Genomic DNA, 17,811 nt, shown 5'->3' on the forward strand with positions numbered 1-17,811 from the left:
CGGCAGTCACAAACGTGGCCGCGGAAAAGTCTTACCCCATCTCGTGAGATAATCGACCGGTGGCACGCGGCGATGGAAAACTTTCTCATGATCTTCTCCCTGGCGAAAAAGGCCCTCAGGACGCTTGTGGCGTGTTCGGGGTCTGGGCACCAGGTGAAGAAGTAGCAAAATTAACCTATTACGGGCTGTATGCACTGCAGCACCGTGGTCAGGAGTCGGCTGGTATAGCTACCAGTGACGGCAAGCGGATCAACGTCTACAAGGACATGGGCCTCGTTTCCCAGGTTTTCGACGAGACCACGCTGAACACCCTGACCGGGCACCTGGCGGTGGGACACTGCCGCTACTCCACCACCGGAGCCAGCCACTGGGCCAACGCCCAGCCCACCCTCGGTGCCACCAGCACCGGGACCGTGGCACTTGCGCACAACGGCAACCTGACCAATACTGCCGAGCTCAACGCCATGATCATGGAACGCAACGGCGGCCAGCTCAGTGGCGAAATGAAGCAGGGCAACACCTCGGACACCGCCCTGGTCACCGCACTCCTGGAGGGCGAAGAGGGCAAGTCCCTCGAACAGACCGCCATGGAGCTGCTGCCGAAGATCAAGGGCGGCTTCTGCTTCGTCTTCATGGATGAAGGCACCCTCTACGCAGCACGCGACACCTACGGCATCCGCCCGCTGGTCCTCGGCCGGCTGGAACGCGGCTGGGTAGTTGCCTCCGAGCAGTCCGCCCTGGCCACCGTCGGCGCCAGCTTCATTCGTGAAATCGAACCGGGCGAATTTATCGCCATCGACGAGGCCGGCGTACGTTCCGAGCGCTTCGCGGAAGCGACGCCGGCCGGTTGCGTGTTCGAATACGTTTACCTCGCGCGTCCGGACGCGGCGATCGCCGGCCGTTCGGTGTACGAGTCCCGCGTGGAGATGGGTCGCCAGCTGGCCCGCGAAAACACCCAGGAAGCTGACATCGTCATCCCGGTTCCTGAATCCGGCACCCCTGCCGCTGTGGGCTACGCCGAGGAATCCGGCATCCCGTTCGCGCACGGCTTCGTCAAGAACTCCTACGTGGGACGCACGTTCATCCAGCCCTCCCAGACCCTCCGCCAGCTGGGCATCCGGCTCAAGCTGAACGCCCTTGAATCCGTGATCCGCGGCAAGCGTGTTGTGGTGGTGGACGATTCGATCGTCCGCGGCAACACCCAGCGCGCCATCGTCCGGATGCTCCGGGAAGCCGGCGCCGCGTCCGTTCACGTGAAGATCTCCTCCCCGCCGGTGCAGTGGCCCTGCTTCTACGGCATCGACTTCGCCTCCCGTGCGGAACTGATCGCCAACGGCGCCACCATCGACGAAATCTCCCAGGCCATCGGCGCCGACTCGCTGGCCTACATCTCCGAAGACGGCATGATCGACGCCACCCGGCAGCCCCGCGAACGCCTCTGCACCGCCTGCTTCACCGGCAAATACCCCATCGAGCTCCCCGGCTCGGACAAACTGGGCAAGAACCTGCTGGAGCGCACCGACCTCGGCGGCCTGACGCCGTCGGCCTCTGCTCTCCCCGGCGCCACGGCCGCCCTGGCTGCACCCGTAGTCGACGACGGCGAGGACCCGGCGGAGAAGGCCGGAGCCACCGGCTGCGATCCGGGGCCGGACGCCGAGTTCGAGAACCTGCTCACCGAAGAAGACCACGTTCCCGCGATCCTCCACGAAGCCATCACCGGCGCCGACAAGAAAGAGTCCGTATGACTTCCGCAACCCCCGCCGCCGGCAACACTTCCGGGAACGCCGCAGGCATCACGTACGCCTCTGCCGGTGTTGACGTTGAAGCCGGCGACCGCGCCGTTGAGCTGATGAAGGGTGCCGTGAAGGCCACCCACAACTCCTCCGTCATCGGTGGGGTGGGCGGCTTCGCAGGCCTGTACGATGTCTCGAAGCTGCTGACCTACAAGCGCCCGCTGCTGGCTACGTCCACCGACGGCGTGGGCACCAAGGTTGCCATCGCCCAGGCCATGGATATCCACGACACCATCGGCTTTGACCTGGTGGGCATGGTGGTGGACGACATCGTGGTGGTTGGCGCCGAGCCGCTCTACATGACCGACTACATCGCCTGCGGCAAGGTTGTCCCTGAGCGCATCGCAGACATTGTCCGTGGCATCGCCGCGGCCTGCTCAGTTGCCGGCACCGCCCTGGTGGGCGGCGAAACCGCCGAGCACCCCGGCCTGCTGGGCGAGCACGAGTACGACGTCGCCGGTGCTGCCACCGGTGTTGTCGAAGCCTCCGACCTCCTCGGCCCGGACCGCGTCCGCGCCGGCGACGTTGTCATTGGCATGGCCTCCTCCGGCCTGCACTCCAACGGCTACTCCCTGGTCCGCCGCGTCATCAACCACGCCGGCTGGGCCCTGGACCGCCAGGTCTCCGAACTCGGCCGCACCCTCGGCGAAGAGCTGCTGGAACCCACCCGCGTCTACGCCGCCGATTGCCTGGACCTGGCCCGCACCTTCCCGGTCAGCGGCTCCGCCGGCGGTGCAGCTGTGCACGGCTTCAGCCACGTCACCGGCGGCGGCCTGGCCGCCAACCTGGCCCGCGTCCTGCCGCAGGGCCTCGTGGCCACGGTGGACCGCGCCACCTGGGAACTGCCGGCCATCTTCAAGCTGGTCTCCGAGCTGGGCAACGTCCCGCTCGCCGACCTGGAGCGCACCCTGAACCTCGGCGTGGGCATGGTGGCCATCGTGTCCGCCGAAGCTGCCGACGCCGCCGTGGGCCGTCTCAACGACCGTGGCCTGCCGTCCTGGATCATGGGCACCGTCACAGCGGACTCGGATTCCATCCTCAAGTCCGGTCCGGACTACATCCAGGGCGCCAAGGGCGTGGACGGCGGCGCTGTCCGCCTGGTCAACGCCTACGCCTAGGGCGCTTAAACGAACGGGAACGCCCCGCATCCGCTCGTCAGCGGCTGCGGGGCGTTCCTGCTTAATATTCCGCCTCAGACCTCCAGCAGGCTGAACACGCCACCCTGCGGATCCTTGAGGGTTGCGGTGGCACCGGGAGCATCGTCCTCGTCAGACTCCGGCGCGATTAGTACATCCGCCCCGGCCGCCGCAGCCTTGCGCACGGCGTCGGCCACGTCGGAGACGCCAAAGTAGATCTGCCACCTCGCCGGAGCCTCAGCCGCGACGATCCCTGCCACTTCGGCACCGTTAACCATCAGCGTTGAGTAGGTCCCGCCGTCGTCCTGGGGATACTCGGTCACCTCGTGGCCGAACAGCTGCTGGAAGAACCCGACGGCGGCCTGCGGCTCGGGCGTCAGCAGTTCCGTCCAGGAGAGCGCACCCGGTTTGGTTGTACCGGCCTGTCCCGGTGTGCGTTCCGGACTGCCAGACCCCGGTGGTCCCGCCGCCGGGAGGATCCACAAACACCATCACGCCGGTGTCCCCCACTTCCTCGGGGCCGAACTGCACCGAGCCGCCGGCGTGCGGGACGTCCTCGGCCAGCCCTGCGGCGTCCTCCGCCGCGAAGTAGATGTTCCACTGGGCGTGGGTCCCCTGCGCCTCCTGGTGCGGGTTCTGCGGCGCGACTGTGGCCACCAGGTCCTCCCCCACGAACGCCTTGGCGTAGCTGCGGCCATCAGGGGTGGGCAGGTCCTTGAACGTCCAACCGAATACCGCTGCATAGAAGGCCTTGGCGGCGTTGACGTCCCGGGTCTGGACGTCGGCCCAGCACGGTTCGCCGTGCCGGTAGCGGGGAGTGGGGGAGTTCTCTGTCATGGGAGGTCCTTTCGCGGGCGGCACATCGCATCAGACTCCAGTCAACACCAAAAGGCCCGCCGCCTGCACCGGATTCCGGCACAGGCAACGGGCCTGATAACTGAGGCCAGCACCGCAGGTCCGCCCGGATCCGGGGTGCTGAAAAAAGAAGCGCTGTACAAGCGAACAGATGTGGCGTCCGAGTGTACTGCGGCGTCACGGGACCGGCTGCCCTACGGCGAATCCGGTTTGCGACAACTAGCCGATGCGACGGGTATGTACCTCGTCGTCGTCTTCTTCCAAATCGTCCGCGTACTTATCCACATAAGCCGAATAGTCCGGTTCAACGGGCTCATTCGCGAAATGGCTTGTGGCTCGACCTTCAGGGCCCTTGAGCTCGCGCTGGAGGGCTGAATAGTCAGTGTTCGGGGAATAGTACTTAATATCCCGAGCCTGCTTGGTAGCTTTTGCCTTTTGACGGCCGCGCCCCATGGCGTGACCCCCTTTTGTACTCGGACCGGAGGTGGTCACCTTGGCTATCGGTGAGGCCCCGGAATGTTTGGTCAATTTGTCGTACACCTAGATTACATGCTTTCGGCGGCAGGTGCTTGCCAGCCTGTGCGTTCGACGGCCATGTCGGGTACCCTTACCGCGCCGAACCGCGGGTTGCGGGCTTTTTTGTTGGATAGAGTCTCTTCAACAGCTGCCGGTGCGGGTGCACGGAACGGCACTTTGACAAGGCGAAACGGGAGGTATCCGGATGGACAACAGGGAACAGCATCCCATCCCGCCCAGACCTGCCGCCCCGCCCACAGCGGGTGTGCCACAGGTGGCAGCCCCGGCGGAAACAGCGGCAGAGACGGACGCAGCGACGGGCCACCCGCCGCGAAAACCCCGGCGGGTAGCATCCACTTCCCTCAAAGCAGTCTTTGCGGTGGTTCTGCTGGGGGTGGTGGCCGGGCTGGTGTGGCTCGCGAGCTGGCTCGGAGCAGAGACAACCGGCCCGCCCGCAGACCCGGGCTCCGGCGTCGTGGAGATTTTGCCCACTCGCCTGCCCACCCCGCCCGCACTTCCCCGCGACGGTGTAACTCCGCCGGACTACCGGCTGGGGGACTGCTTCAAGGACTTTGATGCTGCGGCGCTGCGGTCAACGGTGGTGGCCTGCGATACGGGCCACTCCGCCCAGCTGGTGGCCGTTTTCCGCTACCCGGGCAATGATTCTTACCCGGGCCGGGAAGCCCTCGCCGCCAAGGCCCTGGAAGCCTGTCAGGCGGCCAGGCTGGCACCTGCCGCCAATGACTACCCGCTGAACTTCCAGCGCGCGTACCCCAGCAGCACGAGCTGGGAATCGGGCGACCGCCGGGTGGACTGCTACGTCATGGCCGACGGCGGAAATGCGATCAACGCCAGCGTGCTCCCCTGACTGTTCAAGGGAGCACGACGTCGTTGCATCAGTTCCAGCGTCAGTGGATGTCTGAGGGGTGCTTCGCCAGGGGTGTGACCGAGATGTCCATGTACGGGAACAGCGGCAGGCCCGAAAGCATGTTGTGCAGTTCGTCGTTGCTTTCGGCATCATGAGCACGGTGTAACCCATAAAGTCCTTGAGCTTGAGTTTGGAGATGGCCAGTGCCGGCAGGATCCAGAACGGCTGGACAAGATCGTTCCAGGCGTTAGGCGTTGGGGGTGCCCAGGAGCAGGATGCCGAGGAAGAGGATGAAGAAGTTGATCAGGTTCAGGTCAACGCCGCCGCCGCGGATGAAGTGGACCACCACGTAGGCTATGCCAGTGCGCCGATGGCCAAGGCAAGGATCCGGCTGTTGTTGAGCTTGGACGCGATGGTGCCGGCGTCGACGTCAACCGCAAGGGGCTTGGTGGGTCCGGAGAAGTGCAGGGCCCGGTCGATCTCGGTGACCCGCTGGCGGGGCTTCGGACGGAGATCATCTCGGGTGACTCACGATTGCCGGTCTGACCTCAGGGTGAGGAGTTGCCCCAAGGTACGTTTTGAACAATATCCAGTTCGGAAACGCCCCGCCAATCTAGACACCGGCTGTAGCCTCGGCCAGCTCCTTCTTTGTGCAGGTTAACCCTTTAGACCAGGATGCTCCTCCGATGTCGCAGCCCAGTGTCACTGATGTCATCTTCTTGTAAAGGGGGCGCACCATCCGTGGAACTTAGGGTTTCAATGCGGAGTAGCGCGCCGTCCACGGAGTTCGCTGCGGTGGAAGGCACGGGAGGCTGGGGGTCCCCCGTCGCCGCGCTTACCGGGCGCCAGGTCGACTTCTTTTGTAATCCAGGCCGCAGACGCTCCGCGCGTTCGAGCCGTCCCTTCATTCGGCGTCAACTTTGTTGTACGGCCGGCCCGCGGCCCATAGAGTCCTACTCACAGATCAAGAGTTCCAACATTGAGCCCTGGCTTGTTGGGCGGCAACCCTCTTCGTGGTGGGGTGCCCCAGGTGAAGATCCGGCCGCCTCGCAAAAGCGCTGCGGCAAGCATCGAGCCCGCTTCGGCGTGGCGTCCTCGTGGACGGAAATATTCCATGTCTTATCTCTGCCTGATCCTCTCCGGGGCTTCCGGCATTGTCCCTTTCGGCATCACCGCCCTTTACGTCGGGCTCAACGCCCTGCTCAGCTTGGGTCCGCCGGGCTCGGTTGGTTCTGCGCGCTGGTTGCCCTGCTCGCCGTCTTCTACGCCGCGGCCCTGGTGATCAGCAAAACCAGCCGTTCGCAGGATCCCTGACAAGCCGCGCTCCGTACCAGCGGGGCGGCCGAACCGGTCTCCGCATAAAGACTCCACGAACAACTTCTCAGCAAAACAAAATCCACTTCCCGCAGAACATGAACGAAAGGCAATCCCATGACATCACTAACCGCCACCACCCCTGAGGCCGACTACGACACCCTCGCCAACCGGTTCCGTCCCATCTTCGCCCGCATTGCCGAGGGCGCCAGCGCCCGCGAGCAGGACCACCAACTGCCCTTCGCCGAAATCAAGGAACTCACCGCCTCAGGCTTCGGCGCCCTCCGTGTACCTGTGTCGGACGGCGGGTTCGGCGCCACACTGCCCCAGTTATTCCGCCTGCTCACCGAGCTTGCCGCCGCCGACTCGAACATTCCGCAGGCCCTGCGCGGCCACTTCGCGTTCGTCGAGGACCGTCTCGTCTCCACCGGCCCCCAGCGCGCCCTGTGGCTGGAGCGCTTCGTCAAGGGCGAGATCGCCGGCAACTCCTGGACCGAGGTCGGCACCGTCAAGATCGGCGACGTCCTCACCAAGGTCAGCCCGGACCATAAAAGCACCACAGGTGGTTTCAGGATCAACGGCACCAAGTACTACTCCACCGGCAGCATCTTCGCCGACTGGATCGACACCTTCGCCCAGCGCACAGACAACGAAGTCAAGGTGATCGCCGTGGTTAACGCCCACCAGCCCGGCGTCGCGCACTCCGATGACTGGGACGGCTTTGGCCAGCGCACCACCGGCTCCGGCACCAGCACGTTTACGGACGCAGCCGTCGAGGCGGGGAACGTCATCGACTTCGACACCCGCTTCAAGTACCAGACCGCGTTCTACCAGGCCGTGCTCCTCGCCGTGCTGGCCGGAAGCATCAAGGCCGCGGAGCGGGAGATCGCCACCGAGGTCCGCAACCGGACGAGGATCTTTTCCCACGGCAACGCCGACTCCTTCGCAGCCGACCCGCAGATCCTCCAGGTCGTTGGCCAGGTATCGGCCCGAGCCTACGCAGCCGAAGCCACCCTCGAACGCGCCGCCCGCGCACTGCAGGGAGCCTAGCAAGGCTCATTCTTGAACAACTCCGAAGAGGAAGAGCGCCTCAACGACCTCGCCGAACTCGAAACCGCCCAGGCGCAGGTCATCCTGACGGAGCTCTCCACCCGGGCTACCTCGGACATCTTCGACGCCCTCGCCGCCTCCGGCACCAGCACCAAGAAGAACCTGGACCGGCACTGGCGCAACGCCCGCACGGCCGCGAGCCACAACCCGTGGGTCTTCAAGGCCCGCATCGTCGGCGATTACGCCGTCAACGGCACCACTCCCCCGCGCGTCTGGTCCATCGGCGCCGGCCGCAAGGCCGACACCGCGAATTAGCCGGCCCTACTTGGTGGTCTGCGGGCATACGAACGGCCATAGGGTGCTTCCGCCGGCCAGCCCCAGATCCGGGTGTTGCTCCGCCGCCGGCCCCGCCCACCTACTTTTTCCGCCGGACCACCAGGCCGGTGCCGGCGGGAGCACCGCCGTCGGGCCCCGTCAGAGCCTCCTGCCCCTCGATGGTGAGTTCTTCGACGTCGGCCGCGGTGTCCACCTGCACAGTGTCGCCGTCCGCGATCTCACCGGACAGGATGGCTTTGGCCAGGCGGTCCCCGATCTCGCGCTGCACCAGCCGGCGGAGCGGCCGGGCACCGTACGCCGGATCGTAACCGGACATGGCCAGCCAGGCACGGGCGCCCTCGGACACCTCCAGGGTGAGCCTGCGGTCATGCAGCCGCTTTCCGAGTTCAGCCACCTGCAGTTCCACAATGTGGGACAGCTCGTCCACAGTCAGCGCGCCGAACAGCACCACCTCATCCAGCCGGTTCAGGAACTCCGGCTTGAACGACGCGTTGACGGTGGCCATGACGGCATTCCGCTTGGCCTGGGCGTCCAGGCTCTGGTCGACGAGGAACTGGCTGCCCAGGTTGGAGGTGAGCACCAGGATGGCGTTGCGGAAGTCCACGGTGCGGCCCTGGCCGTCGGTGAGGCGGCCGTCGTCGAGCACCTGCAGCAGGATGTCGAAGACCTCAGGGTGGGCCTTCTCCACCTCGTCGAGCAGGATCACCGAATACGGCCTACGGCGGACGGCCTCAGTCAGCTGGCCACCCTCCTCGTAGCCGACATAGCCCGGAGGTGCGCCCACGAGCCGTGCCACGGAGTGCTTCTCGCCGTACTCTGACATGTCGATCCGCACCATGGCGCGTTCGTCGTCGAAGAGGAAATCCGCCAGCGCCTTCGCGAGCTCAGTCTTGCCCACTCCCGTGGGTCCGAGGAACAGGAACGAACCCGTGGGGCGGTTGGGATCGCTGATCCCGGCCCGGGCGCGACGGACGGCGTCAGATACTGCCGTCACAGCCTTGGACTGGCCAATCAGCCGCTGGCCCAGTTCCTCCTCCATGTGCAGCAGCTTCTGGCTTTCGCCCTGCAGCATGCGTCCGGCAGGAATGCCGGTCCAGGCGGAAATGACCTCCGCGATGTCGTCGGCGGTCACTTGCTCAGCCACCATCTGGGCGGACTTGTCGGTCACGGCCGCTTCGGCCTCGGTGGCGGCGTTCAGTTCGCGCTCCACGGCCGGAATTTCGCCGTAGAGCACGCGTGACGCCGTCTCCAGGTCGCCCTCGCGGGCCGCCTTGTCGTACGCACTCCGGAGTTCGTCGAGCTTCGCCTTCAGGTCGCCCACCCGGTTCAGGCCGGCCTTTTCGGCTTCCCACCGGGCGTTGAGCGCGTCCAGCTCTTCTGTCTTGTCCGCCTTGTCGGCGCGGAGGGCAGCCAGGCGCTCCACCGAGGCGGCGTCTTTTTCGTTTTCGAGGGCAAGCTCCTCCATGGTGAGGCGGTCGACGGCGCGGCGCAACTGGTCGATTTCCTCCGGCGCGGAGTCAATCTCCATCCGCAGCCGGGAGGCGGCCTCGTCCACCAGGTCGATGGCCTTGTCCGGCAGTTGGCGGCCCGAGATGTAGCGGTTGGACAGTGTGGCAGCGGCCACCACGGCAGAGTCGGCGATGGTCACCTTGTGGTGGGCTTCGTAGCGTTCCTTGAGTCCGCGGAGGATGCCGATGGTGTCCTCGACGCTCGGCTCACCCACGTAGACCTGCTGGAACCGGCGCTCCAGTGCCGGGTCCTTTTCGATGTTCTCGCGGTACTCATCGAGCGTGGTGGCACCGATCAGCCGCAGCTCCCCCCGGGCCAGCATGGGCTTGAGCATGTTTCCGGCATCCATGGAGGACTCGCCCGTGGCACCGGCGCCCACCACGGTGTGGATCTCGTCGATAAACGTGACGATCTGCCCTTCGGAGTGCTTGATCTCCTCCAGGACCGCTTTCAGCCGCTCCTCGAACTCGCCGCGGTACTTGGCTCCGGCCACCATGGAGGCCAGGTCCAAGGCGATAAGCGTTTTGCCGCGCAGGCTTTCGGGGACATCGTTGGCCACGATCCGCTGGGCCAGGCCCTCGACGACGGCCGTTTTGCCCACGCCAGGTTCGCCGATGATCACCGGGTTGTTTTTGGTGCGGCGGCTCAGCACCTGGATGATGCGCCGGATCTCGGTGTCGCGGCCAATGACCGGGTCCAGCTTGCCCGCACGTGCCATCGCGGTGAGGTCGGTGCCAAACTTTTCCAGCGACTGGAACGTGTTTTCGGGGTCGGGGCTGGTGACCTTGCGGTCACCGCGGACACCCGGCAGGGCGGCCAGAAGCGCCTCATGGGAGGCACCGGCGTCGCGCATTAACCGGCCGACGGCGTCACTTCCGGCGGAGAGCCCCAGCAGCAGCACTTCGGTGGACACGAAGGTGTCACCGAGGCGGTCGGCCTCGGTTCTGGCGTTCTGCATGGCCTGCAGCGCGGGCCGGGACAGCTGGGCCTGCTGCGTGGAGCTGCCCGAGGTTGCCGGGAGTGCCTTGATGGCACCGCTCGCCTGCACGCTCACGGCGTCCGGGTCGGCACCGGTGGCGCGGAGAAGCGCGACGGAGACACCGTCCCGCTGGTCCATCAGCGCCTTGAGCAGGTGGGCCGGCTCGACCTGCGGGTTCCCTGCCGTGGAGGCGTTCATGGCTGCTGCCGAAAGAGCCTCCTGGCTCTTGGTGGTGAATTTGATGTCCAAAGAGAGCTCCTTCCGGGATGTTCAATAACTAAGTTGAGTCTACTACGCTCAACTTTGATGTTTGCAACATCATCAGCATTTTTGCCCTTCAGTGACATCACCGGGGCTCCCGCAGAGTAGTGTCTTTGCACTGTATCGCCGCCCCGATGATCTACCTAGGACACGGGTGTGACCGGGGACCTTTGTTCCGCGCGCGCATTCCAGCGCCGGATGCGATCGCTTCAGGGTACCTAATTACTACTTTTCGGTATGCCTAACTTTGGTCTATCCTCGGAATATCAGCGCGCCCCAATGACGAGGAATGATCGATGGCAGTTACCACCCTTCGCGAGCGCCCGGTGACCCGGGTCTGGTCCAGGCTCCTATTGCTGGGTCCCGCGTTTGTGGCTGCCATAGCTTATGTGGACCCGGGCAACGTGGCCGCCAACCTCACAGCCGGGGCGAGCTTCGGGTACCTGCTGGTGTGGGTGCTCGTCATGGCTAATGCGATGGCCGTTCTGGTGCAATACCAGTCTGCGAAGCTGGGGCTGGCCACGGGGATGAGCCTGCCGGAGATTCTGGGCAAGCGTCTTGGGAACGGTCGGCGGCGGGCGTACTGGGTGCAGGCGGAGATCGTCGCCGGTGCCACGGACATGGCCGAGGTCATCGGCGGTGCGGTGGCCTTGAATCTGCTGTTCGGACTTCCGCTGCTGACCGGCGGCGTCATCATTGGACTGGCATCGATGGTGTTGCTCGCGCTGCAGTCCCACCGGAGCCAAAAGTCCTTTGAGCTCGCGATCCTGGCCCTGCTTGGCGTGATCGCCGTCGGATTCGTCTCCGGTTTGTTCGTAAACCCGCCGGACGCCGGCAGCGCCCTGTCCGGGCTTGTGCCGCGGTTCGAGGGAACTGATACCGTCCTGCTCGCGGCAAGTATGCTCGGGGCCACGGTGATGCCACACGCGATCTACCTGCATTCGGCCCTCGCCCGGGACCGGCACGGCTTTTCCGAGGACCCGGCGGTGCGGACCCGGCTGATTCGGGCCACGAGATACGACGTCGGCGGCGCCCTCCTGCTGGCCGGCGTGGTGAATATCGCGATGCTGCTGCTGGCGGCGTCCAGCCTGCGCGGGGTGGAGGGCACCGATACGATCGCCGGGGCGCACGCAGCGGTGACGGCGGCGTTGGGGCCCGGGATCGGCGTCGTCTTCGCGATTGGTTTGCTGGCCTCGGGGCTGGCCTCCACGTCCGTGGGATGTTACGCCGGGGCCACTGTCATGGGCGGGCTGCTGAAGATCCGCGTGCCGCTGCTCATCCGGCGCGTGATCACCCTGATCCCTGCACTGGTGATTCTGGGCGCCGGAATCGAGCCGACCCTGGCCTTGGTTCTTAGCCAGGTCCTGCTTAGCTTCGGGATCCCCTTCGCACTGATTCCGCTGATTCGGCTCACGGGCAAACGTGAGGTGATGGGCATCCACACGGACTCCCGTCCGCTGAAGATCGCCGGCTGGACCAGTGCGACGCTCATCGTCGGCCTGAACTGCGTGCTGATCGTCCTCACTGTGCTCGGCCCGTCCTGACCGTGTTTGTTACCCGGAGTTTTTGTCCAGATAATCTTCCAAATGGCGCCCCCGCAGCAGATTATCTGGACAAAAACTCGGGGGATGGCGCCGCTCAGGCGGGGTAGATAGCCACGGTGCCGGCCTTGATCACGAAGTAGACCCGCGCGCCCGGCGAGAGCGCGAGATCCGACGCGGCTGCCGGGGTGATATCGGCGCTCAGTTGCCCGTTTTCGCCGGCGCGGACGCGGATCTGGTCCCCGTGCGGCTCCAGGTCGGTCACGGTCACGGGGAAGGAGTTGCGCGGGCTGCCGTGCGCCTCGGACACGAAAATGGAAACGGCCGACGGCGGGAAGACCGCCACGCCCGCCTGTCCGGCGGGCAGCGGGCCGGGCAGGTCGTGGTGCTGGCCGTAGAACTCCAGCCCGTCCGCCCGGAGGCCGTGGTCCGTGATCTGCCCCGCCACAAAGTTGAGCCCGGCGAGCCCGGCGGCGAACCGGCTGTGCGGCCGCTGCAGGACCTCGCGGGTGGGGCCTTCCTCGCTGATCCGGCCATTTTCAAGGATCACCACGCGGTGGGCCAGCATCAGGGCATCGAGGACGTCGTGGGTGATGATGATGGCGCGCCGGCCGGCCAGTACGCGCTTGAGCAGGCGCCGGAGCAGTGGCGCGGCGTGGATGTCCAGTGCAGCCATCGGCTCGTCCAGCAGGAGGAGTCCGGGGTCGGCCGCAAGCGCCCGGGCCACCGCCACGCGCTGCGCCTGCCCGCCGGACAGCTCTGCGGGGCGCCTGGCCTGGAGCTCCGAGGCCTCGACTTCCGCGAGCCACAGCAGGGCGGATTTCCTGGCGGCTTCCCTCGAGGCGCCCGCACTCCGGGGCCCGAACGCGACGTTGTCCAGCACGCTCAGGTGTGGAAAAAGCAGCGGTTCCTGAGCCAGGAGGGCGGTGCCGCGGCGGTGTGGTGCAGTCCATGATCCGCGGCCCGCGGCGAGGTTGAAAAGGCTTCTGCCGTCCAGTTCAGCTGTGCCCGAGTCCGGATGCAGGAGGCCGGCGACGACGTTGAGCAAGGTGGATTTGCCCGCGCCGTTGGGCCCCATCACGGCCACTGTTTCGGCCGGTCCGACGCCCAGGGACACCTCGAATCCCCGATCAGCCACGGCTGCCCGGACCCGGAACGTCACGGGACCGCACCGCCAGCGGCGGGCGCCGCCGTCGTACTCCCGGAGGTGGCCTGCCTGGCCGCCCGGGGGCTGCGGTAGGCGAGCGCCACCACGGCCACCGCGACGGCTACGAGGACCAGGGAAAGTGCGACGGCGGCGTCGGCGTCCGTTTCGCGCTGCAGGTAGATTTCCAGCGGCAGGGTCCGGGTTACACCCTGGAGGCTGCCCGCGAAGGTGAGGGTGGCGCCGAATTCGCCCAGGCTGCGGGCGAAGGACAGGACCGCGCCGGAGGCAACGCCGGGCAGCACCAGCGGCAGCGTGACGCGGCGCAATACGGTGCTGGGGCTGGCGCCGAGGGTGGCGGCCACGGCTTCGTATTTGGGGCCGGCGATGCGCAGTGCCCCCTCGAGGCTGACCACCAGGAATGGCAGGGCAACGAAAGCCTGGGCAAGGACCACGGCGGTGGTGGAGAATGCGATCTGCAGGCCCGCGACTTCGAGTGTCCGGCCCAGCAGTCCCTGCCGGCCGAACGTGTACAGCAACGCGATGCCGCCCACCACCGGCGGCAGCACCAGCGGCAGCAGGACCAGCGAGCGCAGCACCCGCTGGCCGGGGAAACTGCCGCGGGCCAGGACCAGCGCGAGCGGCACCCCCAGGACGATGCATAGGACTGTGCTGGCGGCTGAGGTACGCAGGCTTAGGCCGAGGGCCGTCAGCGAGGATTCCGAGGTGACCAGCGGGATGAACTGGGCCCAGTTGACCTTGGCCACCATCGCCGCCAGCGGGAGCACCACCAACAGCGCCCCGCCGGCCGCGACGGCGTAGATCCAGGCGGGGATGCCGGTGTAGGTTGCGGCTTTACGGGCGGTCATGGGATCCTACGGCTTGCCGAAGCCGGCCGTTGCGAGGGCTGCCTGGCCTTCGGCGCCGAGGACAAACTCCACAAACCGGTGGGCCGCAGGCTTGTTCCCGGCGCCGTTCACCGCGCCGATGGGATACGTGTTGACGGCCTTGGCGGCCTCGGGAAACGGGATCTCATTTACCTTGGCCCCTGCGCTCTTGGCGTCAGTGACGTAGACCAGTCCGGCATCGGCCTCCCCCGACGTGATCTTGCCCAGGACGTCGGTGACCGAGGATTCCTCGCTCACCGGGCTGAGCGTGGTGCCAGTATCCTGCTCGATGGCCCGGGCTGCGGCGCCGCACGGGACCTGGCTGGCGCAGGCCACCACTTTGACGCCAGACCTGGCGAGGTCGCTGAAGCCGGTGAGGCCTGCGGGGTTGCCGGGCGGGACCACGATGGTCAGGGTGTTGGTGGCGAAGTTCCTGGGCTCGCCGTCCACCAGGCCCTCGCCCGTGAGTTTGTCCATGGTCCGGGTGTCCGCGGAGGCAAAGACATCGGCCGGGGCGCCCTGGGTGATTTGGGTGGCGAGATCGGCCGAACCCGCGAAGCTGAGGACGACGTCCGTCCCCGGGTTCTCCGCCTCGAACCTTCCGGCCAGGTCCGTGAAGGCGGCTTTGAGGGACGCGGCGGCAAAAACGGTGACGGTGCCCGCGGCGCCTGACGCGGCGCCGTCGTCCGTTCCGCCCTGCCCTGCGGCGCCTCCCTGACCAACCGCGGCGCAGCCGGCGAGCACCAGGGCGAGCACCAGCGCCATGGCAGCAAGGGCGCCGCGCCTCATGCGGAGCCCTTTCCGTGCAGGGTTTCGATGATGACAGTGGTGGCCTTGACCACCGCGGTGGCCACAGAGCCGAGTTCCAGGCCGAGATCGCGGACGGCTTCGCTGCTCATGAGCGAGACCACGCGGAACGGGCCGCACTGGAGCTCCACCTGCGCCATCACTGTGTCGGCGGTGATGCCGGTGACCAGGCCGACGAACCGGTTGCGCGCTGAACTGCCGCTGCGGTGCGGATCGTCAGGAAGCTGGGCGAGATTCTGGGCGTGCCGGGCAAGTTCCAGGCCGTCCACTGCCAGCCGGCCGGCGTCGTCCTTGATGGCGGTGAGGGTGCCGTTGTCTGTCCAGCGCCTGATGGTGTCGTCGCTGACGCCCAGGAACCTGGCTGCTTCGGAGACGCGAATAGTGGGCATTTGCCCATAATAGTCCGCATTTGCGGTTTTGGAGAGCTAGTTATGGCATTCCGGCAGGTGTTCGGGTCCGGGCGGGAGGTTTGTGGTGGCGGGTCCGCGGCTGCCCATGGTTAAGCGTGACTTCGACCCGAAGAACGTGTTCCAGGGCAACCAGAACATCCTGCCGGCCGGCTCCTGAGTACTCCCGCTTGGCGGGTTGATGTGCACGGCCCGCACTAGACTTCCCCTATGGCGATTTACCTGGACCCGCCCCTGTGGCCCGCCCACGGCACACACTTTTCGCACCTTGTCTCGGACACCTCGCTGGACGAGCTGCATGCTTTCGCCGCGGCGGCCGGCATCCCGGACCGGGCGTTCGACGGCGACCACTACGACGTCCCGGAGCGCCGATTCGAGGACCTGGTGGCCGCCGGTGCCATACCGGTGGAGGCGAGGATCCTGGTCCGCAAGCTCATCGCCAGCGGGCTGCGCATCCCGGCCCGGCAGCGCAGCAAGTCCTTGAAAGTGCCGCTCCTGAACCGCTGGGAAAGCATCATGCCCGGCCACGATGCCCTCTTCCTTGACCTGCTGGACCGTTGGGGCGAAGAGCACCGCAAGTACCACGCCCGCACCCACCTGTTGGCTGTGCTCGAGGCGCTGGACCTGCTCACCGACCCCGCCGATCCGCCGCGGACCGTGCTGTTGGCCGCCTGGTTCCACGACGCCGTGTACCGCGGGGTGGCAGGCCAGGACGAGGAGGAATCGGCCCGGCTCGCCGAGGACCGCCTGGCGGACGCGGGGCTTCCGCCGGCCGAGATCGAGGAAGTTGCGCGGCTGGTCAGGCTGACGTCGGACCACCGCCCGGAGCCGGGGGACGACGACGGCGCCCTCCTCTGCGACGCGGACCTGTCCGTTCTCGCCGGCGAACCTGAGCCGTACGCCCGGTATGTGGCCGCCGTCCGGGAAGACTACGCGCACATCGGCGACGCCGATTTCGCTGCCGGACGCGCCGCCGTCGTGCGTCAACTGCTTGAATTGGACCCGCTCTTCCATACCGGGCGGGCCAAGGAGCTGTGGCAGGATGCCGCGCACCGAAATCTGAAGGGTGAACTAACGTGAACGCTCCCGGTTCGAGGGCCACGCATCACTCCGCCAGCGCAACGCTCCGGCAAATGCCTTTTTCCGTCCGCCTGGAATGGGGTTCCGACGGCGCCCGGGCAGTCACGTCCGGCGCGGACCTTGCGGTGGTGGTGGACGTCCTGTCCTTCACCACGTGCGTCAGCGTCGCGCTGGACCGTGGGGCCGACGTTTTTCCCTACCCGTGGAAGGACACCAGCGCGGAGGACTTCGCCGCCCACCACCGGGCCCAATTGGCCGGACCCCGTGACGGCGGCGGGCTCAGCCTGTCACCCGCGAGCCTCCGCGCTGCAGATACCCTCGAACGGGTGGTCCTGCCGTCCCCAAACGGCTCGGCACTCTGCCATGAGCTTGCCGAAGAGGTCCCGCTGATAGCGGCCGTGTGCCTTCGCAACGCCGCAGCTACAGCGGACTGGGTGGCGGCCAGCCTCCCCGAAGACGCCGTGATCGCGGTGATTTGCGCCGGTGAACGCTGGCCTGACGGCACTTTCCGTCCCGCTGTGGAGGACCAGATCGGCGCCGGTGCTTTTATTGCAGGGCTGGTGGCCGCCGGAAAGGGAGGCTATGAGGCAGACGACGGCCGGCACGGGTATTCGCCGGAGGCCGTGGCGGCGGTGGCTGTCTTCGAGGCCGCGGAGCCGCGCTTGCGGGAGATGCTGCACAACTGCTCCACCGGCCGCGAGCTGACTGGTTCCGGGTACCCGGAAGACGTCGATATCGCCGGCGAGCTGGACGACAGCGCCGCCGTGGCCATCCTGGTGAACGGGGCCTTCAGCCCACGCTGATGTTTACGGCCGCGCCCGCCGGTGCAGGACTGCCCCGACGAACCTGCGCATCCAAGCCGTCAGCTCAGGGTCAGCGGTAGCCGGTGATGAACTGCGTGTTGGTGGGAACGATCTGCTTGCCCAGCGGCATCAGGCTCACCGGGATGAGCTTCAGGTTGGCGATGGCCAGCGGGATGCCGATGATGGTGACCGCCATGGCGAAGGCTGTGACCACGTGGCCGATCGCAATCCAGATGCCCGCAACCACCAGCCAGATAACGTTCCCCACGAGTGAGAACACCCCGGTTCCGCCCGGCTTGTCCACCACCATGCGCCCGAACGGCCACAGTGTGTAGGCCGCAATCCGGAACGACGCGATGCCCCATGGGATGGTCACGATGAGCAGGCAGCAGATGATGCCGGCCAGGAAGTAGCCCAGGGCAAGCCAGAGTCCGCCGAAAACCAGCCAGATGATGTTGAGCAGTGTCTTCATCTGTCCATTGTGCCTTGCAGGTCCGACAAAAACGTCGGGGTCTGCCCTGATTG

18 protein-coding genes, 1 pseudogene and 1 riboswitch are annotated in these 17,811 nt (G+C 66.5%); of the genes and pseudogenes, 9 read left to right on the plus strand and 10 right to left on the minus strand.

Features of this window, described 5'->3' with window-relative positions; genetic code table 11:
* Positions 1-59: 59 nt before the first annotated feature.
* Entirely contained in the window at positions 60-1,745 is a 1,686-nt protein-coding gene (gene purF, locus ABIB45_RS09690; RefSeq protein ID WP_354215646.1) for an amidophosphoribosyltransferase, read from the plus strand.
* Positions 1,742-2,911 carry a phosphoribosylformylglycinamidine cyclo-ligase gene (purM, locus tag ABIB45_RS09695; protein WP_354215647.1) on the plus strand — a complete coding sequence of 390 codons (1,170 nt, stop codon included), beginning with the start codon at positions 1,742-1,744 and terminating at the stop codon, positions 2,909-2,911. Before purF ends, purM begins: the two co-directional genes overlap by 4 nt.
* Before the next feature lie 74 nt (positions 2,912-2,985).
* Here the strand turns inward: purM and ABIB45_RS09700 are convergent, their stop codons facing one another.
* From ABIB45_RS09700 to ABIB45_RS09710, 3 genes are all read right to left on the minus strand, one after another.
* The gene (locus ABIB45_RS09700) at positions 2,986-3,312 is read right to left on the minus strand and encodes a VOC family protein (protein ID WP_354215769.1); all 327 of its coding nucleotides are present in this window, start codon (positions 3,310-3,312) and stop codon (positions 2,986-2,988) included.
* Complete coding sequence (locus ABIB45_RS09705; protein WP_354215648.1) at positions 3,200-3,766, minus strand: VOC family protein; 567 nt, start codon at positions 3,764-3,766, stop codon at positions 3,200-3,202. Before ABIB45_RS09705 ends, ABIB45_RS09700 begins: the two co-directional genes overlap by 113 nt.
* A 237-nt stretch (positions 3,767-4,003) precedes the next feature.
* Entirely contained in the window at positions 4,004-4,237 is a 234-nt protein-coding gene (locus ABIB45_RS09710; protein WP_354215770.1) for a DUF3073 domain-containing protein, read from the minus strand.
* Between the two features lie 268 nt (positions 4,238-4,505).
* Here ABIB45_RS09710 and ABIB45_RS09715 point away from each other — a divergent pair, with 268 nt between their 5' ends.
* A complete protein-coding gene (locus ABIB45_RS09715) occupies positions 4,506-5,168 on the plus strand; it encodes a septum formation family protein (protein WP_354215649.1) in 663 nt (220 codons plus the stop codon).
* 40 nt (positions 5,169-5,208) lie between these two features.
* Here the strand turns inward: ABIB45_RS09715 and ABIB45_RS09720 are convergent.
* Positions 5,209-5,319 (minus strand): annotated as a pseudogene (locus tag ABIB45_RS09720) (muconolactone Delta-isomerase family protein); the annotation flags it as partial.
* Positions 5,320-6,130: 811 nt separating this feature from the next.
* Positions 6,131-6,244: riboswitch (SAM riboswitch) on the plus strand.
* 355 nt (positions 6,245-6,599) lie between these two features.
* Between ABIB45_RS09720 and ABIB45_RS09725 the strand changes: the two are divergent.
* Together ABIB45_RS09725 and ABIB45_RS09730 are read left to right on the plus strand one after the other, a co-directional pair.
* On the plus strand, positions 6,600-7,532 hold the full coding sequence (locus ABIB45_RS09725) for an acyl-CoA dehydrogenase family protein (RefSeq protein WP_354215650.1): 933 nt from the start codon (positions 6,600-6,602) through the stop codon (positions 7,530-7,532).
* Between the two features lie 12 nt (positions 7,533-7,544).
* Positions 7,545-7,847 carry an acyl-CoA dehydrogenase family protein gene (locus ABIB45_RS09730; protein ID WP_354215651.1) on the plus strand — a complete coding sequence of 101 codons (303 nt, stop codon included), beginning with the start codon at positions 7,545-7,547 and terminating at the stop codon, positions 7,845-7,847.
* Positions 7,848-7,947: 100 nt separating this feature from the next.
* On the opposite strand, the gene clpB is transcribed toward ABIB45_RS09730, so the two are convergent.
* Positions 7,948-10,605 (minus strand): ATP-dependent chaperone ClpB, encoded by a 2,658-nt coding sequence (clpB, locus tag ABIB45_RS09735; RefSeq protein ID WP_354215652.1) that lies wholly within the window; start codon positions 10,603-10,605, stop codon positions 7,948-7,950.
* Between the two features lie 308 nt (positions 10,606-10,913).
* Here clpB and ABIB45_RS09740 point away from each other — a divergent pair, with 308 nt between their 5' ends.
* Entirely contained in the window at positions 10,914-12,161 is a 1,248-nt protein-coding gene (locus ABIB45_RS09740; RefSeq protein ID WP_354215653.1) for an Nramp family divalent metal transporter, read from the plus strand.
* Positions 12,162-12,255: 94 nt separating this feature from the next.
* Here the strand turns inward: ABIB45_RS09740 and ABIB45_RS09745 are convergent, their stop codons facing one another.
* Genes ABIB45_RS09745 through ABIB45_RS09760 form a run of 4 tightly spaced genes read right to left on the minus strand, consistent with a single transcriptional unit; the run spans position 12,256 to position 15,385 of the window.
* Entirely contained in the window at positions 12,256-13,320 is a 1,065-nt protein-coding gene (locus tag ABIB45_RS09745; protein WP_354215654.1) for a sulfate/molybdate ABC transporter ATP-binding protein, read from the minus strand.
* Entirely contained in the window at positions 13,317-14,171 is an 855-nt protein-coding gene (locus ABIB45_RS09750; protein WP_354215655.1) for an ABC transporter permease, read from the minus strand. Before ABIB45_RS09750 ends, ABIB45_RS09745 begins: the two co-directional genes overlap by 4 nt.
* A gap of 6 nt (positions 14,172-14,177) precedes the next feature.
* Positions 14,178-14,978 carry a molybdate ABC transporter substrate-binding protein gene (modA, locus tag ABIB45_RS09755; RefSeq protein ID WP_354215656.1) on the minus strand — a complete coding sequence of 267 codons (801 nt, stop codon included), beginning with the start codon at positions 14,976-14,978 and terminating at the stop codon, positions 14,178-14,180.
* Positions 14,975-15,385, minus strand: a complete 411-nt coding sequence (locus ABIB45_RS09760) for a TOBE domain-containing protein (RefSeq protein WP_354215657.1) — start codon at positions 15,383-15,385, stop codon at positions 14,975-14,977. Before ABIB45_RS09760 ends, modA begins: the two co-directional genes overlap by 4 nt.
* An 85-nt stretch (positions 15,386-15,470) precedes the next feature.
* On the opposite strand from ABIB45_RS09760, the gene ABIB45_RS09765 reads away from it, so the two are divergent.
* Genes ABIB45_RS09765 through ABIB45_RS09775 form a run of 3 tightly spaced genes read left to right on the plus strand, consistent with a single transcriptional unit; the run spans position 15,471 to position 17,286 of the window.
* A complete protein-coding gene (locus ABIB45_RS09765; protein ID WP_354215658.1) occupies positions 15,471-15,563 on the plus strand; it encodes a BBE domain-containing protein in 93 nt (30 codons plus the stop codon).
* A gap of 50 nt (positions 15,564-15,613) precedes the next feature.
* Complete coding sequence (locus tag ABIB45_RS09770; RefSeq protein ID WP_354215659.1) at positions 15,614-16,483, plus strand: DUF4031 domain-containing protein; 870 nt, start codon at positions 15,614-15,616, stop codon at positions 16,481-16,483.
* Positions 16,480-17,286, plus strand: a complete 807-nt coding sequence (locus ABIB45_RS09775) for a 2-phosphosulfolactate phosphatase (RefSeq protein WP_354215660.1) — start codon at positions 16,480-16,482, stop codon at positions 17,284-17,286. Before ABIB45_RS09770 ends, ABIB45_RS09775 begins: the two co-directional genes overlap by 4 nt.
* Before the next feature lie 70 nt (positions 17,287-17,356).
* Here ABIB45_RS09775 and ABIB45_RS09780 read toward each other — a convergent pair whose 3' ends face one another.
* Entirely contained in the window at positions 17,357-17,758 is a 402-nt protein-coding gene (locus ABIB45_RS09780; RefSeq protein ID WP_354215661.1) for a YccF domain-containing protein, read from the minus strand.
* Between the last annotated feature and the right edge of the window lie 53 nt (positions 17,759-17,811).

Source organism: Arthrobacter sp. UYCo732 (genome assembly GCF_040547265.1).
GTDB lineage: Bacteria > Actinomycetota > Actinomycetes > Actinomycetales > Micrococcaceae > Arthrobacter.

What these genes read in the sequence shown, in the direction of transcription:
- ABIB45_RS09715 (WP_354215649.1), top strand. Translation starts at nt 4,506, where the DNA reads ATGGACAACAGGGAACAGCATCCCATCCCGCCCAGACCTGCCGCCCCG.
- purM (WP_354215647.1), top strand. Translation starts at nt 1,742, where the DNA reads ATGACTTCCGCAACCCCCGCCGCCGGCAACACTTCCGGGAACGCCGCA.
- modA (WP_354215656.1), bottom strand. Translation starts at nt 14,978, where the DNA reads ATGAGGCGCGGCGCCCTTGCTGCCATGGCGCTGGTGCTCGCCCTGGTG.
- ABIB45_RS09725 (WP_354215650.1), top strand. Translation starts at nt 6,600, where the DNA reads ATGACATCACTAACCGCCACCACCCCTGAGGCCGACTACGACACCCTC.
- ABIB45_RS09750 (WP_354215655.1), bottom strand. Translation starts at nt 14,171, where the DNA reads ATGACCGCCCGTAAAGCCGCAACCTACACCGGCATCCCCGCCTGGATC.
- ABIB45_RS09705 (WP_354215648.1), bottom strand. Translation starts at nt 3,766, where the DNA reads ATGACAGAGAACTCCCCCACTCCCCGCTACCGGCACGGCGAACCGTGC.
- ABIB45_RS09780 (WP_354215661.1), bottom strand. Translation starts at nt 17,758, where the DNA reads ATGAAGACACTGCTCAACATCATCTGGCTGGTTTTCGGCGGACTCTGG.
- ABIB45_RS09740 (WP_354215653.1), top strand. Translation starts at nt 10,914, where the DNA reads ATGGCAGTTACCACCCTTCGCGAGCGCCCGGTGACCCGGGTCTGGTCC.
- ABIB45_RS09770 (WP_354215659.1), top strand. Translation starts at nt 15,614, where the DNA reads ATGGCGATTTACCTGGACCCGCCCCTGTGGCCCGCCCACGGCACACAC.
- ABIB45_RS09760 (WP_354215657.1), bottom strand. Translation starts at nt 15,385, where the DNA reads ATGCCCACTATTCGCGTCTCCGAAGCAGCCAGGTTCCTGGGCGTCAGC.
- ABIB45_RS09710 (WP_354215770.1), bottom strand. Translation starts at nt 4,237, where the DNA reads ATGGGGCGCGGCCGTCAAAAGGCAAAAGCTACCAAGCAGGCTCGGGAT.